Origin of the sequence: Acetobacterium sp., assembly GCF_039830195.1 — a bacterium.
In the GTDB taxonomy this organism is placed as follows: Bacteria; Bacillota; Clostridia; order Eubacteriales; family Eubacteriaceae; genus Acetobacterium.
In genome coordinates, this window is the sequence record NZ_JBDODG010000036.1 from 1 (window position 1) to 19385 (window position 19385).

The following is a 19385-nucleotide window of genomic DNA, read 5'->3' on the forward strand; positions in this document are numbered from 1 at the left end:
TACGGTGGTGTGGGAGGTCGGCTGATCAATTAATGGTCAGCCTCCTACCCGATTGCCAACTTTTAAGATAGCTCCACCCCGAAATAGCTTTTCAGGATGTCTTTGATGGCGGCATCACCGCTGATGATGGTTTCGGTCAGCGTCTCACCATCGGCAATCTTTAAACTGCCGTCAAAATAGGTGATCTTGCCGGTGGCGGTGACCAGGGCGCACATCTGGGCCTGTTGGAAAAAAGACTCCGGGTAGGCGGAGGTGTAAAAATTGGCGATCAGATAATCCGCCGGACAGCAGTTTTCCAAAGTAAAGGCATAGATTGGTTCAAAACCGGTAGCCGTTTTAAACTCCACCCGGTAACCGTATTCGGGGTCAGCCATCACCCGATGGATCCGGCCCAGATTTTCCTGCTCCCGGCCTTCTTCAAATAACAGCGGTGCGGCCAGACTGTTGCCACCAAAACCGACGTCACAGACCCACTTCTGGCCGTCGGCTTCCACCAGCAGCACCATATGGGTTTTTCCCGAGTTATCAAAGCCTCCGTGGTAGACCCGGGCCAGATGCCGGGTAACCGGAAAGCCCAGCGCCGTCAACACCGCCGCAAACAGGCTATTCATCTCAAAACAATAACCGCCGCGACGGCGTAACACCAGCTTGTCAAAAAGATCGTCGAGATCGAGGGAAATAGTCTTCCTGGCAAAGATGTCGAGGTTTTCAAAAGGGATATTCATCACGTGGCCAAGATGCAGCTGCTTCAGGGTTTCGGCCGAAACCGGACGGCCCCCGTTATAGTCAATCCGCTTAAAATAGTCGTCCAGGTTAAATAATTTGTCCGGCATAAGTTCTCCTTTATTTGTTTCGTTTAAAAAGATAGATTTAGTATACCAGAATTCCTGAAAAAATAAAGCTAAAAGGATTTCATTAAGGATCCTTTATGAATAAAACCGCGTTGATTCTCGATTGATCACCATCTCAATAAGCGACGACCTCTTTGATATTAAATTCCCGGCCGGATATCAAACGGAAATCTTCACCCTGACAGTTCGGGCAAATTTTACGGTGCTCGACCACATTAAAGTGTTCATGGCAAGCCTGACACTCCCCCATGGCCGGTAGCACGATGATTTCCAGTTTGGTCTCCTGATAGGGGGTGTCACTAACCGCTGCCGGATAGCAGGCTTCCACAAAATGCGGAATGGTCTGGGACAATTGGCCAATCTCCAGAATAATCTTATCCACCCTGGTCAAATCATTGGCCACCGCAAATTCGTCAACAATTTTTATCACTTCATAAACAATTCCCAGTTCATGCATGGCCTCACACCTCTTTTTCTAGTTTTTATCGGGTTTCTGAAAAAGGATTGACCTTGTTCAGCATGATTTTGGCTTTTCGGCCGACCGCTTTTTTAAGAATCGCCTTGGGTAAATCATCAATTTCATAACCCATCTCATCATATACCCGTTCCAGACTGATCGCCTTAAATTTACATTTCAGGGTACAGGCACCGCAGCCGACACAGAGGTACTCATCGACCTTGCTGGCGCCGCAGCTTAAGCAGCGGGCCGTTTCCTTCTGGATCTGGGCTTCGGTTAAAACCCCGCGCAAATCTTTAAAGGTCGTTTTCGAGACCTGACCATCGACAGGGGCGATCCGCTGGCGCTCGGTACCATCGTAGTCGATGCGCTCATTGAGATTGTCCTTATCCAACATCGTGTAGGTATGATTGTCGCGGCCAAAAACCAGGGACTGCCCCTTCTGGACAAAGCGATGGATCGAAACCGCGGCTTCTTTACCGGCCGCAATCGCGTCTATCGCCAGTTTGGGTCCGCTGGCCACATCACCGCCGCAAAAGATGTCCGCCCGGGAGGACTGCAGGGTGACCGGATCGACGGCTACGGTGTTGCGACTGGTTAACTCAACCGCTTCGCCGGCAAACAAATTGCCATAAGCATAGGTTTGTCCCACTGACAGGATCACGCCGTCACAGGTGACGATCATCCGGTCCGCTTCTTCAAATTGGGGATTGAAACAACCGGTGGCATCAACGGTTGCCAGGCAGCGCTTAAATTCCACCCCGGTAACCTTGCCGTTTTCGGTGATCATCCGGGTTGGTCCCCAGCCATTATGAATGCCAATTTCCTCACTCAGGGCCTCAGCTACTTCCTCAGTATGGGCGGGCATCTGATCCCGGGCTTCCAGACAGTACAAATCGGTCTGGACGACACCTTCCAGCCGGGTCGCACTGCGGGCCACATCGATGGCCACATTGCCGCCGCCGATGACCACGACCTTGCCCTTAACATTGGTTTGTTCCGCTAAATTGGTGCGGCGCAGAAAATCCACGCCACTGAAGACGCCTTCGGCCGTTTCGCCGTCAATCCCCAGGGTTCGTCCGGCCTGGGCTCCAATGGCCACATAAAAGGCCTTAAAACCCTGGTTTCGCAGCTCCTGAAGGGAAAGATCGCGGCCAATTTCAACGCCGGTTTCAAACTTGACGCCCAACTCCTGAATCACCTCGATTTCGGCGGCTAAAACATCTTTTTCCAGTCGATAAGAAGGAATGCCCAGGCTCAGCATCCCGCCAAGGCGACGCTCTTTTTCAAAAACCGTGACATCGTAACCGTCAATGGCCAGATCATAGGCACAGGTCAGTCCCGACGGCCCGGAACCGATAATCGCAATTTTCTTATCGCTGTAATCATGGCGTTTGACCGGCATAAAACGGGTCGCCATTTCGAGGTCCTTTTCGGCAATGAACTTTTTGATATCATCAACGGCCACCGCTTCGTCAATGTCCCCGCGGGTACAATCTTCCTCGCATAACCGCGGACAGATCCGGCCGCAGACCGCCGGCAGCGGATTGTGCTTCTTGATCAGCTCCAGGGCTTCAGTATAGCGTCCCTGGGAAGCCAGTTTGATATAACCCTGAACCGGGATATGGGCCGGGCACTTGGTGATACAGGGAGCCGTTCCCGAATCCAGGGCATTTTTACGGTTGGTCCGGTAATCGCTGTTCCACTTATCCTCCTGCCACTCGGTATTTCGGGGCGTCACCTTGGTAACCGTCTCATCAAGTGGCGTCTTGGAACACAGTTTCTGCCCCAGTCTGATGGCATTGGTGGGACAGACATCGACGCACTCACCGCAGGCCACGCATTTGGTCTCATCCACCACCGACTTATAGTTGGACCGGACGATGTCGTTGTTCAGATATTCGTTGGCCAGCCGCATTGCATAACAGCCGCAACCGCAGCAGTTACAGATGGCATGGGTATGGCCCGGGGTATCGAGGTTGGGGATCGAATGCATCAGGCCGTTATCTTCCGCCTTTTTGATAATTTCAAAAGCCTCGGTCCGGGTGATTTCCCGGCCGCGCCCGGTTTTGATATAATATTCAGCGGCATGGTCCAGTTGAATACACATCTCTTCTTTCAGGTGGCCGCAGCCTTCGCCCATAGCTTCCCGGGATGTCCGGCAGGAGCAATCCGACACCGAAAAGACACTGGCCTGATCCAAATGGTAGGAAACCTCTTCATAGGTCACTTTTTTGGAATTACCATCAATGGCCCGTTCAATCGGCAAAACCCGCATCGGACCGCTGCCAATCGGCATAATACCAACAGCCATGGGGCCTTTTTTGCCGCCAAAATAATAAAACGCTTCGGCAACTTCCGGATGTCTGGCAACCAGTTCTTTGTTATTATTGATCATTTCCAGATGACCGGGGACAAAAATATCCTGCCAGTACAGATCCACCCCATCCACCGTATTGACAAAAGCAACCCCGGCCCAGGCAATATGTGTAAGGGCAGCCGTGACCAGCTCAAGCGGTTCCCCAGCGGCAGCAGCCACCGCTTCAGCGCTCAGCTTTTCCCGGAATGCCAAGTGCATCGCAATTTTAGCCTGATAGTCATCGAGAATCGGCGCCAGAGCATAGTACTCGGGTCCAAAGGGAATCGCTTCCCGATCGCTGCTCGCCTTGGTGCGGCCAATTTTATTAGCCAGATCAACAATTACCTGACGATAAGGCCGGTCATTGACATCCGCCCAGGTCAGAGCAAAATTAAAACGGGTTGACTGGTTAAAATTTGTCGGTTCTGATTGATTTTTCATTTCGATCTCCTCTTCTAACTCAATAATTCCGGTTGATTCCAGTTTTTCACGGCCTCCCGCAACCAGTCGGCCCATTCTCCGATGCCTTCGCCGGTTTTGGCAGAAATCGGAATGACGACCAGATTGGGGTTGAGCTTTTTAACTCGCTCCCGAAGAACCGCCAGATCAAAATCGAAGTGTTCCTGGACATCGATCTTATTGATCAGCAGCACATCCACCAGCGAAAACATCAACGGATATTTCAGCGGTTTGTCATCGCCTTCCGGAACACTGAGAATCATCGCGTTTTTGGAAGCACCAGTGTCAAACTCCGCCGGGCAGACCAGATTACCGACATTTTCCAGCACCACCAGATCAGTTTCCCCAGTGCCAATCCCCTCCAGCCCCTGCCGGGTCATCCCGGCATCCAGATGACACATCCCTCCGGTATGGAGCTGAATCACTTTAGTGCCCGTTTTCGCCACCGTATGGGCATCCACATCGGAATCGATATCAGCTTCCAGAATGGCAATGTTCATCTCATCCTGCAGAGTTTCAATAGTTCGCAGCAGGGTCGTCGTTTTTCCCGAGCCCGGCGACGACATCAGATTCAGCAGAAAGGTCTGCTCCTGTTTTAATTCCTGACGTAGCAGATCGGCCTCCCGGTCATTATTTTCATAGACGCTTTTTTTGATTTCCAGAACCTTATAGACTTCCATTTTATTTCTCGCTTTCCGCTTTTGTAATTGTTTTCAGTGGCTTCTTTGAACTGATTATAGTTCATCTGATTATCTTTGACAACAATTTAACACCGCATAAAAACGCATCCCGTCAGCTGTTTTAACTTGGTGTTAACAGCTTAACGGGATGTGTTTATAAAAAAAGCTTGCTGTTACAGCAAATCTGTAAACAGCAAGCTAAAATAAATAAGTTTATGGTTGTGCGGGTCCAAAATAACGGGTGGCAAAATCTCTGAGGTATTCGGTCAGTTTATCCAGGGTCGGAAAACAGGTCAGGCTGCCTGAAAAATAGATTCCCTGCTGGCCCTGAAGAGCATTGACCTGATCGTAGAAGCCATTTTTTATCTCGGCCCCGGTGACGTGCGGAAAGGTCTGCCATTGTTTGTAGGCAAACAGCCGCTCAGCCTTAAAGCCGGCCTGTTTCAGATCGGCGTCGATCTGGGCTTTTAAATCCTTAATCGGCAGATCGCCGGCGGCATAAGCGGTCAGCAGCGGTCCGGGTTGATCCGGCTTGCTGCTATACAACAGTAGCAGGTGTCCGTCTTTGTCAAAATTATGGGTGAAATAGCTGGTGGTCCGATAGTTTTCCCGGGCCACATAGGCCAGCACATTGTAAGCTTTGCGTTGGTAGCACCCCATCAGGCGGGCATGGTCCGGGGCGTGAATCACCGACGGGTCCAGCGGCACGGTGATCACCGCCGCATCAAAATCCTCTTCGCCAACCGGTGTTTCAATGGTCAGGCGGTTATGATCAACGGGGATCATGCCAGTGACCGGGCTACTCAGGCGGAGGTCCTCCAGCCGCTCCGACAATTTGGCAATGATTTCGTTGGCGCCGTTGGAAAAACTGATCAGCTTCCGGGACTCAATCATCGAGGACAGGGTCATGATGTCCAGATACTTCAGGGCATAGATGGCCGGAATCTCGCTGGACTTGCCAAAACCAAAGGCCACCAGATGGGGTGCATAAACCTGCATCAGGGTGTGCAGCTTGTTTTCGTTGCACCAGGATTCAAAGGATTGGGTCAGCGCATCGGGAATATGCGCCCAGCCCTGGGCACTTAAGGCCGCCTGATAAGAGGCCAGGTATTCCGGCAACCGCTTAAGTTGCTCCTGAAAACTGGCAATTTCAGCGGGACCGATCTGGGCCTGTTTTTCACCATTCGGACCCAGAAAACTGCGGTGAAAATACTTGTACTCGGCTTTCACGCCCAACTGCCGCAAAAATTTCATCAACGACTCTGAGGTACCCAGCACCGACCCCAGCTCACAGAATTCTTTTTTGTGAAAAACGCTGTTGCAATGCCCCCCGGCTCGTTCTTCCGCTTCAAAAATCGTGACCTGATGACCGGCTTTTTCCAGAAAATAGGCCAGCGTCAAACCGCTGTATCCGCCGCCTACCACGGCTATCTGCTTTTTCATTGGTAATCCTCTCCCGGCTGACCGGCGGTCCTAAACGCCGCGACCAACCGCATCTCTTTTTGCACCCTTAATACTTCCGATTGACATAGGACCACAAGGGCAGCGTCACCCCGGAGCCCTTAATGTCGACAACGATTTCCATGGGCGTTTTGAGCGTGTTTTTACCATAGCCCAGCGGCAGCTCAAGATTATAATCACGAACAAACTGCTGAAAGCCGTCCTTGATCTCGTCAAAAGAGTCGGCTGACTCCAACAGCGATTCCAGATAAACCCCGCTTTTCTGGTTAAATACCTGTACTGTTTTGGAGTAAAGATTATTTTTTTCCTCCCAGATCACCTGTTTAATATTCATTTCCCGGAGCTTACTGGAGTAAAGATGGCGGCTGTGGATTCTGCCGGTGGTATACTCCTGCTGATGGGGCGTCATAATCCAGCTTGGCTGCATCAGCAACGCATTGCCCATCGGGATGGCTACCCCCAGCAACAGGTCCAGGGCGCAGTCGGCATTTTTTTTGGTATACAACCGGGCACAAGCTACGCCGCTGATTAAATCCACCACCGCATACTGATAAAGATTGCCAATCCCCGGCTGATAACCCCGTTCTACCGTCCAGGCCAGCCAGCATTCGCCGACCGTCAGCTGCGCCGGCTCCGGCGCCCGATCGGACCGGACATCAAGATCAGCCGCTGCGGATTGGTGCTGTGCGGCGCTGATTTTCCGGCTGTAATGCTTGCGGGCCGGTTTGTGATTGAGATCGTGACGGCGCATAATATTATAGACGCCGCTACTGCTGATGTTCAGATCCTGTTCCTCCAGCAGCCAGGCAATGCTCTGGGGGCCATAGTCCGGAAAGGAAACGATTGCATCCAGCACGGCCTGCTCCACTGTCAGCGCCGCTTTATTGGGCGGCACAAAATGGCGGACCTGATCTTTCAGGCCGGCCAGACCCTGCTCATCAAAGCGTTTATGCCAGCGATAGTAGAGGGTCCGGGAAATCCGGTATTTTTTACAGGCCGCACTGACCCCCTGTTCCTGGCCGCAAAGCAGAATCTCATGGCGGCGTTTGATAGTTGTTTCTTCCTGATCTTTGACAGTTTTTACCATCCGACCGATCTCCTTTTCTGCAAACAGTTATTCTTTGATATTCTACTGCGTCTCGCGATTTCCGCCAGTTTTGCGGGCGTTAAAAAAACAGATTGCCGATAAAAAACAGGATCACAATATGGACCGGATAAAAAATATAGAACAGATATTTCAGCCCCCGTCCCTTTTCGCCGTTATAGGACAGCATCAGCGGCAATGACCCGATCATCATCCACTGATAATTATTGTAAAGCAGCGCGGAAAACTGAGGATACACGGCCCATTCCAGGGCTAAAAAGCCCAGACAAAAAAGCCCATAGACCAGGATCAGCCGCTTTTTATCGGTGCGGTTGAAGTAGATCAGCACTCCCAGAAAAACAAAGATAAAACTGCCCTCGTTAAAAATCAGATTGCCGGTGATGGCCCCGACAAAGCTCATCATCCCAGTCAGCGGCACGAGCTGACCGGCTAAAATACAGAGCATCGTGGTCAAAATCTGATAGCCGGCAAACAGGGTGATAAATTTGTTGCCCTTGGGCTTGTCGGTTTTGCGGATTTCGATCAGCCAGACAATCACCGCCACCAACAACAGCGTCACAAAAATATTATTGGACATCATCGCGTAGGGATCAGCAATGCTATTATTGCTGATCAGATCAATCATTCCCATCCCGACGCCAAAAAAATACATCCGCAGCATGTATCTTTTGCGGTCATGGGTGTAATAAAAGCCCCAGGCCATACAAAACATAAACACCGGCGCCGAAAGCCGGCCCAGCCAGTGCAACCACAGCGGGGTGCCCGGAATAAACTGCCCGATATGGTCCAGCAGCATCAAAATCAGGGCGATTACTTTTAAGCTCGTCGAGGTCATCTGTCTTTCTCCAATCTACGCTAATCCATTTTTATGAATCACAATTTTGATATCTGCATAAGAACAGGACTCTGGCAGGGCTTCTTTGATGGGGCGCAGGGCTTCCAGACCGACGGTTCCGATGGCGTTGATGATGGCTACTTCTTTTTCGGCATCGACAAAATCCTGCCAGTCGATCGCTTTTCCTTCCTGATCGCAGCGGATTAAATGGCTCAGCACCGTGTTTTCGGTCAGTTCCCGTTGCTCAGCGATGGCAGCAATGGTCATGCCTCCGGCAAACAGCTCGTAGGTGAGTTCCCATGAGGGCACTTTTGCTTCTTTTTCGCCCATTTGTTGCCTGGTCACCCGGGGTTCCGGGTCGTCTGCTGCCGCGTCCGGACGAGATCTGATGGTAATCGGGTTGTTTTCGGCAAAGCTGCTGATTGCTTCGATAAAGACCGCACCATAATGGTCATAACGGGCCTGGCCGACGCCAGTGATGTTTAGAAATTCGGCTTCGGTTCGGGGAACATAGGCCGCCATTTCTCTTAAAGCCGCATCGGGGAAAATCACATAGGGCGGCAGCCCCTTGTCCTGGGCAATGCTGCGGCGCAGGCTCCGCAGTTCTTCAAACAGGGCTTCGTCGCAATCTACCAGCGGTTTGGCTTTACCGGAAGATTTTGTTTTGGCAGCCTTGATATTCAGCAAATGTTTTTTATGAAAGACCGTTTCATCACCTTTTAAGATCCCGCTGGCGGCCGGGGTCAGTTTGAGAACCGGGTACTCATCGGCAGTGACGAGGATGTAGCCCTTGGCCACCAGGGTCATGATGATTTCGCGGAGACTTTCGGCGCTCTGCTCCTGAAGGATCCCGTAGGTGGACAGATGATCAAAACCCAGCTCCAGCACCTTTTTGTTTTTCGAGCCGCGGAGCACCGCAATCACCATATTCAGGCCAAAGCGGTTTTTCATCCGATAAATGCAGGACAGGATCTTCTGGGCATCCAGGGTGATATCCACCATTTCGGATTGGTCCAGACAATTGCCGCAATTGCCGCAACGGTCATAATCGGCGACTTCCCCAAAATACTGGAGGATGCTTTTTCTGAGGCAATCATTGGTGTGGCAATAATCGACCAGATACTGAAGATTCTCAAACAGCAGCGTCTCCCGCTCTGGCGAGGTCTGATTGAGCTGGATCAGCTGTTTCTGCTTGACAATATCGGCGGGGGAATAAAGAATCGTGCAGTGGCTGGGTTCGCCATCCCGGCCGCCACGTCCGGCTTCCTGATAGTAAGCCTCCATATTCTGGGGCATGTTGTAATGGATGATAAAACGCACATCCGGCTTATTGATCCCCATCCCAAAGGCATTGGTGGCCACCATGATATGCAGGCGGTCATTGATGAAGTCCTGCTGACTCTGCTCCCGATCGGCGGGACTCATACCGCCGTGATAGGCGCCGGCCAGAAAGCCCAGGCCTTTGAGTTTGGCAGTGACGCTTTCGACCGTTTTTCGGGTGGCGCAGTAAATAATCCCGGACTGATCCGGAAAGGTCTGGGTGATGGTATTTTTAACATAACCGAGCTTATCGCCGGTTTTCACCACCTGATAAAGCAGGTTGGGCCGGTCAAAGCCGATGATCGATTCGACCGGATCCTTAAGCGCCAGCAAGGTTTTAATTTCCTCAATAACCTTCTTCGTAGCTGTGGCCGTATAAGCCGCCACCACCGGCCGGGGCGAAATATTTCCGATAAAAGCGGGAATCTCCCGGTAATGGGGTCGGAAATCATGGCCCCACTGGCTGATACAGTGGGCTTCATCCACTGCCACCATGGAAACCGAAAGCGTCCGGATCAGCTCCACAAAGGCCGGGGCGCAAAGCCGTTCCGGGGCAATATAAAGCAGCTTGTAGTGCTTGGCCCGGATCTTGTTAAGCCGCTCTTGATAGGTGGCATCATCGAGACTGCTGTTTAAAAAGGTGGACGGGATTCCCATTTCACCCAAAGCATCGACCTGATCCTTCATCAGTGAAATCAGCGGTGAGATCACCAGGGTGATGCCGGGCAGCTGCAGGGCGGGCAGCTGATAACACAGCGATTTCCCCCCACCGGTCGGCATGATTCCCAGTACATCCTGACCATTAACCGCCGCCGTAATGATTTTTTCCTGTCCTTCTTTAAATGTATCGTAGCCAAAATACTGGCTCAGGTTTTTTTTAAGCGTCACGATGAACCTCCTGTGAATCCTTATCTCCGATTAGACGGTTCCCCACGGAACCCTGACTTTGTCATGTTCTTCTATTATAAGATAAAAGACTGCCGCTGACAAGGAAGAGGGTACTGATTAACAATTGTCGTACTGGGTTATCTTTTTTAACAATCTTCACAAAACCTTAACATTTCGTTCAAAAGTCCTTAACATCTATCGTTTATACTGATATCAGATCAACAATAAAACCTGAGGATGTTAACCACATTCCGAAAAATAAATTTGTTCAACGAAAGGAAATAACAATGGTACAGTCAAGATTTGCAACTTATTATGAAACTCATCCCGAGACTAACGATATTTCACTGATTCTCGAAACAAGCAGCACGACCAATAGATTACCCCAACGAGCCACCACGCCGTCACAAAAAGAAATCGCCTTAGCCAAAAAGCAGCGGGCGGATGAATGGGATTACCTTAAAAACAGTATCGAAATGAAACTGGAATTGGCATTGATGTACCTCAATCGTTCCAATGCGCATCTCCAATATCTATAAAAAGGGGCTTTTGCCCATCGGTTTCGATGGCAAAAGCCCCTTTTAATTTATTCGTTATTTTAACTTATATCCAGTTTTACAGGTCGAAATGAGCGACCCGACGGTATTCAACATTTCCCGAATCGTCATTTATAAAATGCCAGTTTGATGGGAAACTCAGCTCTTTGGCCAGGCCTTCCAGGGTAAAGAGCATAATTCCGGCGTCGGTATAATTTTCTTCCTGTTCCGGATTGATGATGCACAATTCTGCATAACCATCTTTGAGGATCAACCGGCAGGGCTGACCATTCTGGAATGAGGGCGAATTCCGGACATAATAAAGCAAATCCAAAACGCCTCTTTTTTCCATTTCTTCATAGGGCGCCACATTACCCCAGGTCTGAAGAAAAATGGTGTCCACCACGGACAGCCGGGTTTCATCGTTGGTGGTAATCACCGCGATGCCATAGGGATCCTGTTCATATTTTGAATCACAGTTGATAATCGTGGTATGTTTTTCAGGTTTGTTTTCTTTTTTCGTCGGTTTTCCAAAAACAAGCAGATGCTGGATGGTTCCAACCTGGCCTCCCAGTATTTTTTCTGCCTGATCCGGGGTTATTTCTTTTAAGCTGATCCAGCAACTGCCCAGACCCAGATCATAGATCTTGCGAACGACTGACTGCAGGTAAAAAGCCCCTAAAACTTCAATCTCATGGTCGACCTTATCCAGTCGCAAACCGATATAATGGGGACCTTTAAGCATTACCCCGCCATAACCACCGTAGCCTTCCAGGTTCTGATAAACATCGGCGCCGTTTTCCATCAAAATCAGGGAAAACCCTTTTTCTTTTCCGGCCGTATTGTTTACCTCATCCAGATATGTTTTTATTTCATTCATATCCCGTTCTTCCACACCGCTATCAACAAATTCTCTGGTTGAGTGACTATTCACTGTAAATTCTCTGAATTTCATAAGTTACTACCTCCTTTTATTCGCTACTTAATTTGTACCCCCTTCGCTGGGGATTAATCGCAATTATCCCTAAAATCGCCGGGAAATCCGATTCATCAAAATAGCGGTGAGTAAAACGCCAAGCACGGCGCCGGCTCCGTCGATGAGGACATCCCGGAACTGACCGGAGCGTCCCGGCACAAATAATTGATGAAATTCGTCTGACATGGCATAAAGGAGGCAGATCAGCAGGGCCAGATTAGCCGGTTTTCTGGCCGCGCTTTGAACCAGGGCCAAAAGGGTCAGGACCCCTAAAATAAAATAGGCAATAAAGTGAGCATTTTTGCGGATATAAAATTCCAGACTCTTTATTTCCATGGTTTCGATGCCCGGGATGAAATGGGCCAGTAGCGCCAGCAATTCATTTTTTAAACCGGTGCTGAGGTGAGCTGACTGGGTGGACGACTGACTGGAGAGATAAAAGATAATCCCCATCCAGACCAGGGTGCAGCTCCAGGTCAATATCACAATCAATCGTTTTTTATCCACGCCTTCACCTATTTCCGACCCAACAGCCAGCCTTAATGTTTATCTATTTTAAATAAGTATTTTTTTATGCTGTTTACCCCGTTTTTAATTATAAATAACTGACAGTGGAAACGCATTAATTTTATCCGAGATGTCTCCACTTTTCAATGGAATTATGTTACACTAAAGAAAAAACTGGAGAATGCGATGAAACGACATGATTATATCAGCTGGGAAGAATATTTTATGGGGATTGCCCTGTTATCGGCCCGGCGCAGCAAAGATCCCAATACTCAGGTGGGAGCCTGTATTGTCAATAAAGACAATATTATTCTGTCCACCGGTTATAACGGCATGCCCAAAGGCTGCAGCGATGACGCCCTGCCCTGGGAACGGGATGGCTCTTTTCAGGATACCAAATACGCCTATGTCTGTCACGCCGAATTAAATGCGATTCTAAATTCGGATGGGCGGTCACTGGAAAACTCGATTTTATATGTCACCTGTTTTCCCTGCAATGAATGCGCCAAGGCGATTATTCAGGCCGGCATCAAAAAAGTGGTCTATCTGGAAGATAAATACCCCGATGCCGATGCCACCCAAGTTTCCCGGCGGCTCTTTAAAATGGCCGACATTACCCTGAAAGAATTTCTCAACCCGGCTTTTTACCGCGAGTTATCGCTGTATTAAACAGGGTTACCTTATTTACCGACAGAGCATTCCTCAACCCGAGGAATGCTTTTTTAATTGCAAGCCTTTGATCTGGCAGCCCGGGGAGCCGTTTATTTTCGGTCGCTGATGGGTATAAAATGATTATATCTAACTTAAATCGCGGTGAAAGTGGAGGTTATCATCATGCCCATGATCAATCGAATTGTCAAAGCAGTCAGTCTGGAAGAAGCCTACGTGTTAAATCAGACCCGTTCAAACCGGGTTCTGGGTGGTTTTATGTGGCTGAAAATGAGCAAGCGCCGAATCAACACCGGCATAGACCTGTCCCGGTTGGGGCTGGATACCATTGTCGAAACGGCTGATGGCTTTTCAATTGGCTGTATGTGCACCCTCCGGGAGCTGGAGCTACACCCGGGCCTGAACCGGGCCTTTCAAAACGCCATCCGGGAGGCGGTCCGTCCTATTGTCGGGGTGCAGTTTCGCAACGGTGCCACGTTGGGCGGCAGTATTTATGGCCGCTACGGGTTTTCTGATCTGCTGACCTGCTTGATGGCGCTTGATGCCACCGTGGAGCTTTATCCCACCGGAATCATGCCGCTGTCAGAATTTGCAGCCGCCCCCTACTCCCGGGAAATTCTCGTTCGCCTGCACCTGAACAAAGACCAGCGGAAAATAACCTACCATTCCCAGCGCCTGACCCGTACTGATTTCCCGGTGATTGCGGTGGCCGTAGCCCAGAAAGACCAGACCCTGTATATAGCCGTGGGGGCCCGCCCGATGAAAGCCCGGCTGCTGATCAAGCCTGACTGCGGCTTAACTGCGCAGTCATCACCCCAGGAACTGAGGGCTTTTGCCCGCGGGGCCGCCACTCAGTTCAATTATGGCAGCAACCTCCGAGGCAGCAGCGACTATCGCCGTCACCTGGCGGCTGTTTATCTCCACCGCGGCATTGCCGAACTGCTGCAAGCGAAAGGGGGCGCTGACCATGCTGATCCACTTATGGTTAAATGATCGGGAACTGACCAAAGAAATCGATGCTGATCTGATGCTATTGGATTTTCTCCGGGATAACCGCTGTTACAGCGTCAAGCGGGGCTGCGATACTGCCAACTGCGGCTTATGCACGGTGCTGGTGGACAATATGGTGGTTCTTGCCTGCTCCACTTTAACGGCCCGGGTGGATGGCAAACAGGTTGTCACCCTGGAAGGTCTAAAGCCGGAAGCTCTAGAACTGGCGGCGTTTTTAGCCGCCGAAGGAGCCGACCAGTGCGGCTTTTGTAATCCTGGTCTGATGGTGACCATAATCGGCATGACCCGGGAACTGGAAAATCCCGACGATGCGGCGATCCGGGAATATCTGGCCGGCAATCTCTGCCGCTGTTCCGGCTATGCCAGTCACCTCCGGGGCATTAAAGCCTATCTGGTTCACTTGCAATCTCAAGGAGGTATGAGCAAATGAGCACCCGCAAACCCGCAGTTAATCGCCCGGTCCCTAAAAAAGATGCTCTGGCGCTGCTCACCGGCCAACCGGTTTACACCGAGGATCTGGCCCCCAAAGATTGTCTGGTGGTCAAACTGCTCCGCAGCCCCCACCCCCACGCCAGGATCCAGGCCATTGATACCGAAGCCGCCGCGAAGATTCCCGGAATTTTTATCTTCACCTATCGGGATGTGCCCCAAAAACGGTTTACCCTGGCCGGTCAGTCCTTTCCCGAACCCAGCCCCTATGACCGGCTGATTCTCGATCAGACCCTGCGTTTTGTCGGGGATGCGGTGGCCATCGTCGCCGGTGAAACCGAAAAAGCCGTCGATCAGGCCCTGCGGCGGATCCGGGTGGACTATCAGCTGCTGGAGCCGGTCCTGGATTTCCGGACGGCCCGGGATCACCCGGTAATCATCCATCCCGAAGACAACTGGCAAAGCCTGATGGAAGTCGGTGCGGATCCCCGGCGAAATCTCTGTGCCCATGGCGAAGACCGCCACGGCGATGTGGAGGCTGTCCTAAGGGACTGCGCCGTAACCCTGGAGCAGACCTATCACACCAAGGCTAACCAACAGGTAATGATGGAAACGTTTCGCAGCTTTACCTACCTGGATGCCTATGGCCGGCTGAACTGCGTCACTTCTACCCAAATCCCCTTCCATGTCCGGCGGATTCTGGCCCATGCCCTGGATCTGCCCAAAGCTCAAATCCGGGTGATCAAACCCCGGGTCGGCGGCGGCTTTGGTTCCAAACAGACGGCGGTTTCCCAGATTTACCCGGCCCTGGTCACCCTGAAAACCGGCAAACCGGCGATGTTGATTTATTCCCGCCGGGAAAATCAGACTGCCTCCTCGCCCCGGCACGAAATGGAAATCACGGTCCGCCTGGGTGCCGATCAGAATGGCGTAATTAAGGCCATTGATATGCAGGTCCTCTCCAACACCGGGGCCTATGGGGATCACGGCCCCACCACGGTGGTTTTGACCGGTCACAAAGCAATCCCCCTTTATGGCAAAACCGCAGCCTACCGTTTTGGCTATGATGTGGTCTATACCAATAAAATGTCCGCCGGGGCCTATCGGGGCTATGGCGCCACCCAGGGCATCTTTGCCCTGGAATCGGCGGTCAATGAGCTGGCGGCCAAAATGAACCGGGATCCGGTGCAGATCCGGGAGCTTAATCAGGTTAAAAGCGGTGACGTGATGCCCGGCTATTTCAACGAAACCCTGGGCAGCTGCAGCCTGGATCGCTGTTTGAAAATCGCCAAAGAAATGATAAGCTGGGATCAGAAATATCCCCGACTGGATCTGGGCAATGGTAAAGTGCGCAGTGTGGTAGTGGCGATGGCGATGCAAGGTTCGGGAATTGCCCAAGTCGATACGGCCTCGGTCACCCTGACCCTCAGTGATGATGGGTTTTACAGCCTGCGCATCGGCGCAGCTGATATGGGCACCGGCTGTGATACCGTTCTCGTCCAAATGGCCGCCGACTGTCTGCTGTGCCCGGAGGCCAATATTGTCGTCAGTGGCGTCGATACCGATTATTCCCCCTACGACACCGGTTCCTATGCGTCCAGCACCACCTATGTCACCGGGATGGCCGTTGTTAATGCGTGCGAAAAACTCATAAAAAAAATAACGGCCGCCGGCGCCCGACACTTGGGCTGTGCGGTCGAAGCGGTGGATTTTGACGGCGAGCAGGTCGAAGCGATTCATCACAACGCTGTCATCAGCCTGAAGGCACTGGCTAATCAATCGCTCCGGGGCAATCATCCGCCCTTATCAGTCACCGCATCTTTTTCTTCGCCGATTTCCCCGCCGCCCTTTATGGTGGGGATGGCCGAGGTCGAAATTGATACCGAAACCGGTGTCATCACACTGCTGGATTATGTGGCGGTGGTGGACTGCGGCACTGTGATTAACACCAGCCTGGCCCGGGTTCAAGTTGAAGGGGGGCTGGCCCAGGGTATCGGTATGGCCCTCTATGAAGATATCCACTACAACGCCGCCGGAAGAGTCAGTCACAACTCCTTGCTGCAATATAAGATTCCCTCCCGGCTGGATCTGGGCCAGATCCGGGTGGCTTTTGAAAGCAGCTATGAAGCCACCGGGCCTTTTGGAGCCAAATCGATCGGCGAAATCGTCATCAACACCCCAGCTCCGGCCATTGCCAATGCGGTTTACAACGGCGTCGGAGTGCAGATCCGGGAGCTGCCGATCACCGCCGAAAAAATTTACCGCGGCATCCACGACCATGCCACGGCGTTTTGATTATTACTTCAATTCTGATCTATCTTAAAAAAGGTTTTAATTTCATTTTTATAACACCCCATTTCTAGGCCAGTCGATTATTGGTTGGCGATCTGCTCCAGCATTTTGCCGAGCCGCTTGTTGAGCTTGGCAATCGGCAGCCCGACAATATTATTGTAATCACCCTTAATCCCCTTAACCCAGAGGCCGGCTTCTTCCTGGATGCCATAGGCGCCGGCTTTATCCATGGCCTTACCAGAAGCCACGTAGTCCGCCACCTCCCGCTGCATCTGATAATCCCACTGATAAAAACGGATCGACGATGTGACAACAAACCGCTCTTCCCAATCCCGATAGCGGATACTGACCCCGGTTAAGACCTGATGGGTATTTCCGGCCAGCTGTTTAATCATGTTGTAGGCTTCCATTTCATCCGCTGGTTTGCCGAGGATCTGCTCATCAAGGACCACAATCGTGTCCGCTCCCACCACCAGAGCCCTGGGATTGATCTTTTGCACAACTCTGGCTTTTCTCGCTGCCAGCTCGCCCACCAGTTTTTTAACCGTATCCTGAAAAGCCCCGGCACTGTTTGCCAGAATCTCTGCTTCAATCCGTTTTTCATCGATTTCAGCGGCATGAATGCTGAAATCTTGAATGCCATGGCTTTTAACCACCAGCTTAAACAGCTCCCGTCGGCGGGGTGACTGACTGGCAAGAATTATTTTTGGTTGCAAGGTTTACCTCCGTTTTTTCAAAAAGATAGCAGTATTGTATCATTTTATCGAAACAAACGAAAGATTTATCCGATAAAAATTAAACCGTAAAATCTACTCAACCCCTTAGAATAATCCTCATCTCAACTTACTGATTCTAAATTGATCACCGCGCTGTTTAAAAAAAACTGGATTGGGTATTAAAATTCTGTGACCAGCCCCTGGCCAAGTTTTTTTAAAGTCAGGGCCCCGTCTTCCGCTCTTTTGGGCGGATGGTAGCTGTGTTTTTCTATAAACTCCCAAATCTAACCAGAGAAAGGAAAATAAATGAAAGAAAGTATTTTCAGATCCATCACCGGCCGTCTTCTGATTCTCCTGCTGATGTTGTCTATGATTTTTTCAACCGGCGTTTTTGCGGCTGTCGAATCAGAAAGCGCAGCCGCAGACAGCACCGTTGACACTCAGGCAGTCAGCAATATTGGGGTCCAGTATCGCGGACATGTGCAGAATAAAGGGGATGTTCCCCTGCCGCTGGGCGATTTTGTTACCGGTCCCGCTGAATTGGGAAGTCGCGGCGAGGGGCTTCGGCTCGAAGGCATCCGGATTGAGCTCACCGGAGACGTCCCAGCCGGGGCCGGGATCAGCTATGCGGTCCATGTTCAGAATGAAGGCTAGATGAATGCTGAGGAAAATGGCGGATTTGCCGGAACGACGGCCCGCAGTTTGCGGATTGAATCCATCAAAATCAATCTGATCGGTCTAGAGGGTTATGATGTCTATTATCGTGGCCACGTCCAGAACAAAGGTGATATTCCTGTTGTTGACAACGCCTGGGGCTGGGTGAAGAACGGGGCTGAGCTGGGAACAACCGGTGAAAGCCTGCGTCTGGAGTCGATCCAGATAAGAATTGCTAAAACTCAGAACTTCACCGCGCTCGGCGATTCCATTGCCTATGGGATGAGTGCCGACCCCGGTTACGGTTATGTTAATCTTTTTTATAACCATTTCAAAGAATTGAGTTCTTTTGGAGATATGTCGCTAGTTAATTTGAGCGTCCCTGGTTATAATTCCAGTCAACTCTTATATCAGCTTCAGAACGATCCGGCAGTCGTTGCCCCATTGCGTGATGCCCAGGTAGTTACCATCAGTGTCGGGGGCAATAATATCCTCGCACCGGTTATTATCAGCCTGGCAGCTACTTTCCAGTTGGATCCAACCTCACCGACCTTCCCCACCGATCTGGCGACAGCCTTAGCTCAGCCCGGCGCCCAGGATATTATTACGGCGGCGTTGCCGGAGATTCAAACCAATGTCACGACCAGTGTTACGCAGTTTGCCACCGATTGGCCGCAAATTATCGGAACCATCAAAACCCTGGCGCCTCAGGCCAATATCGTTGTGGCAACCCTATACGATCCGATCAGCACCCAAGATCCTCTCTATGCCATTTTTGAGCCATCCATTCAGACTATTAATACCGCTATTATGGTACCAGACAGCGGTTATATGGTAGCAGATGTCTATACTGCCTTTAAAAACTACCAGGGAACTGAACCCGTCGTCAATTTCAACTGGTACACCGGTAGCCTGGATCCCCATCCCACCACAGCGGGCCATGAGCTGATTTATCAGTGCCATCTGAATGCCGGTTTCATTTACTAGGATGAATGCTTAAAGCAGTTTTAACCGTTTCTCTTTTCCTGATCAATCATCACTTTAAGAGCTAAATAAAAACTGAATCTAAAATTTAAAGGCGCTGGAAGTTAACTACTAACTTTCAGCGCCTTTTTTTATTAAGTTACTCAAACTTCGCACATAATAATCAACAAAAATCCTCGTAATTCCGATGTTGCAG

At 50.8% G+C, this 19385-nt stretch carries 18 protein-coding genes; 7 read left to right on the top strand and 11 right to left on the bottom strand.

Annotated elements, in window-relative coordinates:
- Nucleotides 1–62: 62 nt before the first annotated feature.
- The 8 genes from ABGU93_RS11560 to recQ all read right to left on the bottom strand — a co-directional run bounded on the left by ABGU93_RS11560 (nt 63) and on the right by recQ (nt 10415).
- The gene (locus ABGU93_RS11560) at nt 63–833 is read right to left on the bottom strand and encodes an arylamine N-acetyltransferase (RefSeq protein ID WP_347413602.1); all 771 of its coding nucleotides are present in this window, start codon (nt 831–833) and stop codon (nt 63–65) included.
- Between the two features lie 133 nt (nt 834–966).
- Complete coding sequence (locus ABGU93_RS11565; RefSeq protein ID WP_347413603.1) at nt 967–1308, bottom strand: hydrogenase maturation nickel metallochaperone HypA; 342 nt, start codon at nt 1306–1308, stop codon at nt 967–969.
- Nucleotides 1309–1333: 25 nt separating this feature from the next.
- The gene (locus ABGU93_RS11570; RefSeq protein WP_347413604.1) at nt 1334–4108 is read right to left on the bottom strand and encodes an FAD-dependent oxidoreductase; all 2775 of its coding nucleotides are present in this window, start codon (nt 4106–4108) and stop codon (nt 1334–1336) included.
- A gap of 14 nt (nt 4109–4122) precedes the next feature.
- Complete coding sequence (hypB, locus tag ABGU93_RS11575; protein WP_347413605.1) at nt 4123–4806, bottom strand: hydrogenase nickel incorporation protein HypB; 684 nt, start codon at nt 4804–4806, stop codon at nt 4123–4125.
- A 213-nt stretch (nt 4807–5019) separates the two neighbouring features.
- The gene (locus ABGU93_RS11580) at nt 5020–6249 is read right to left on the bottom strand and encodes an FAD-dependent oxidoreductase (protein WP_347413606.1); all 1230 of its coding nucleotides are present in this window, start codon (nt 6247–6249) and stop codon (nt 5020–5022) included.
- A gap of 67 nt (nt 6250–6316) precedes the next feature.
- Nucleotides 6317–7354: a helix-turn-helix domain-containing protein gene (locus ABGU93_RS11585; protein ID WP_347413607.1), complete on the bottom strand. Its 1038-nt coding sequence runs from the start codon at nt 7352–7354 to the stop codon at nt 6317–6319.
- 79 nt (nt 7355–7433) lie between these two features.
- Nucleotides 7434–8207 (bottom strand): TraX family protein, encoded by a 774-nt coding sequence (locus ABGU93_RS11590; RefSeq protein ID WP_347413608.1) that lies wholly within the window; start codon nt 8205–8207, stop codon nt 7434–7436.
- A 15-nt stretch (nt 8208–8222) separates the two neighbouring features.
- Nucleotides 8223–10415: a DNA helicase RecQ gene (recQ, locus tag ABGU93_RS11595; RefSeq protein WP_347413609.1), complete on the bottom strand. Its 2193-nt coding sequence runs from the start codon at nt 10413–10415 to the stop codon at nt 8223–8225.
- 287 nt (nt 10416–10702) lie between these two features.
- Here recQ and ABGU93_RS11600 point away from each other — a divergent pair, with 287 nt between their 5' ends.
- On the top strand, nt 10703–10954 hold the full coding sequence (locus ABGU93_RS11600) for a hypothetical protein (protein WP_347413610.1): 252 nt from the start codon (nt 10703–10705) through the stop codon (nt 10952–10954).
- A 76-nt stretch (nt 10955–11030) separates the two neighbouring features.
- Here the strand turns inward: ABGU93_RS11600 and ABGU93_RS11605 are convergent, their stop codons facing one another.
- Together ABGU93_RS11605 and ABGU93_RS11610 are read right to left on the bottom strand one after the other, a co-directional pair.
- The gene (locus tag ABGU93_RS11605; RefSeq protein ID WP_347413611.1) at nt 11031–11906 is read right to left on the bottom strand and encodes a nitroreductase family protein; all 876 of its coding nucleotides are present in this window, start codon (nt 11904–11906) and stop codon (nt 11031–11033) included.
- A 69-nt stretch (nt 11907–11975) separates the two neighbouring features.
- Nucleotides 11976–12434 (bottom strand): VanZ family protein, encoded by a 459-nt coding sequence (locus tag ABGU93_RS11610; protein WP_347413612.1) that lies wholly within the window; start codon nt 12432–12434, stop codon nt 11976–11978.
- 186 nt (nt 12435–12620) lie between these two features.
- Here ABGU93_RS11610 and ABGU93_RS11615 point away from each other — a divergent pair, with 186 nt between their 5' ends.
- The 4 genes from ABGU93_RS11615 to ABGU93_RS11630 all read left to right on the top strand — a co-directional run bounded on the left by ABGU93_RS11615 (nt 12621) and on the right by ABGU93_RS11630 (nt 16838).
- Nucleotides 12621–13103, top strand: coding sequence for a dCMP deaminase family protein (locus ABGU93_RS11615; protein WP_347413613.1), 483 nt, complete (start codon nt 12621–12623; stop codon nt 13101–13103).
- A 165-nt stretch (nt 13104–13268) separates the two neighbouring features.
- Nucleotides 13269–14096 (top strand): FAD binding domain-containing protein, encoded by an 828-nt coding sequence (locus tag ABGU93_RS11620; RefSeq protein WP_347413614.1) that lies wholly within the window; start codon nt 13269–13271, stop codon nt 14094–14096.
- Nucleotides 14071–14544: a 2Fe-2S iron-sulfur cluster-binding protein gene (locus ABGU93_RS11625; protein ID WP_347413615.1), complete on the top strand. Its 474-nt coding sequence runs from the start codon at nt 14071–14073 to the stop codon at nt 14542–14544. Before ABGU93_RS11620 ends, ABGU93_RS11625 begins: the two co-directional genes overlap by 26 nt.
- On the top strand, nt 14541–16838 hold the full coding sequence (locus ABGU93_RS11630; protein ID WP_347413616.1) for a molybdopterin cofactor-binding domain-containing protein: 2298 nt from the start codon (nt 14541–14543) through the stop codon (nt 16836–16838). Before ABGU93_RS11625 ends, ABGU93_RS11630 begins: the two co-directional genes overlap by 4 nt.
- Before the next feature lie 77 nt (nt 16839–16915).
- On the opposite strand, the gene ABGU93_RS11635 is transcribed toward ABGU93_RS11630, so the two are convergent.
- A complete protein-coding gene (locus ABGU93_RS11635) occupies nt 16916–17551 on the bottom strand; it encodes a Maf family protein (protein WP_347413617.1) in 636 nt (211 codons plus the stop codon).
- A 306-nt stretch (nt 17552–17857) separates the two neighbouring features.
- Between ABGU93_RS11635 and ABGU93_RS11640 the strand changes: the two genes are divergently transcribed.
- Both ABGU93_RS11640 and ABGU93_RS11645 read left to right on the top strand, forming a co-directional pair.
- On the top strand, nt 17858–18205 hold the full coding sequence (locus ABGU93_RS11640) for a hypothetical protein (protein WP_347413618.1): 348 nt from the start codon (nt 17858–17860) through the stop codon (nt 18203–18205).
- Nucleotides 18206–19192: a GDSL-type esterase/lipase family protein gene (locus ABGU93_RS11645; RefSeq protein ID WP_347413619.1), complete on the top strand. Its 987-nt coding sequence runs from the start codon at nt 18206–18208 to the stop codon at nt 19190–19192.
- Nucleotides 19193–19385: the final 193 nt, after the last annotated feature.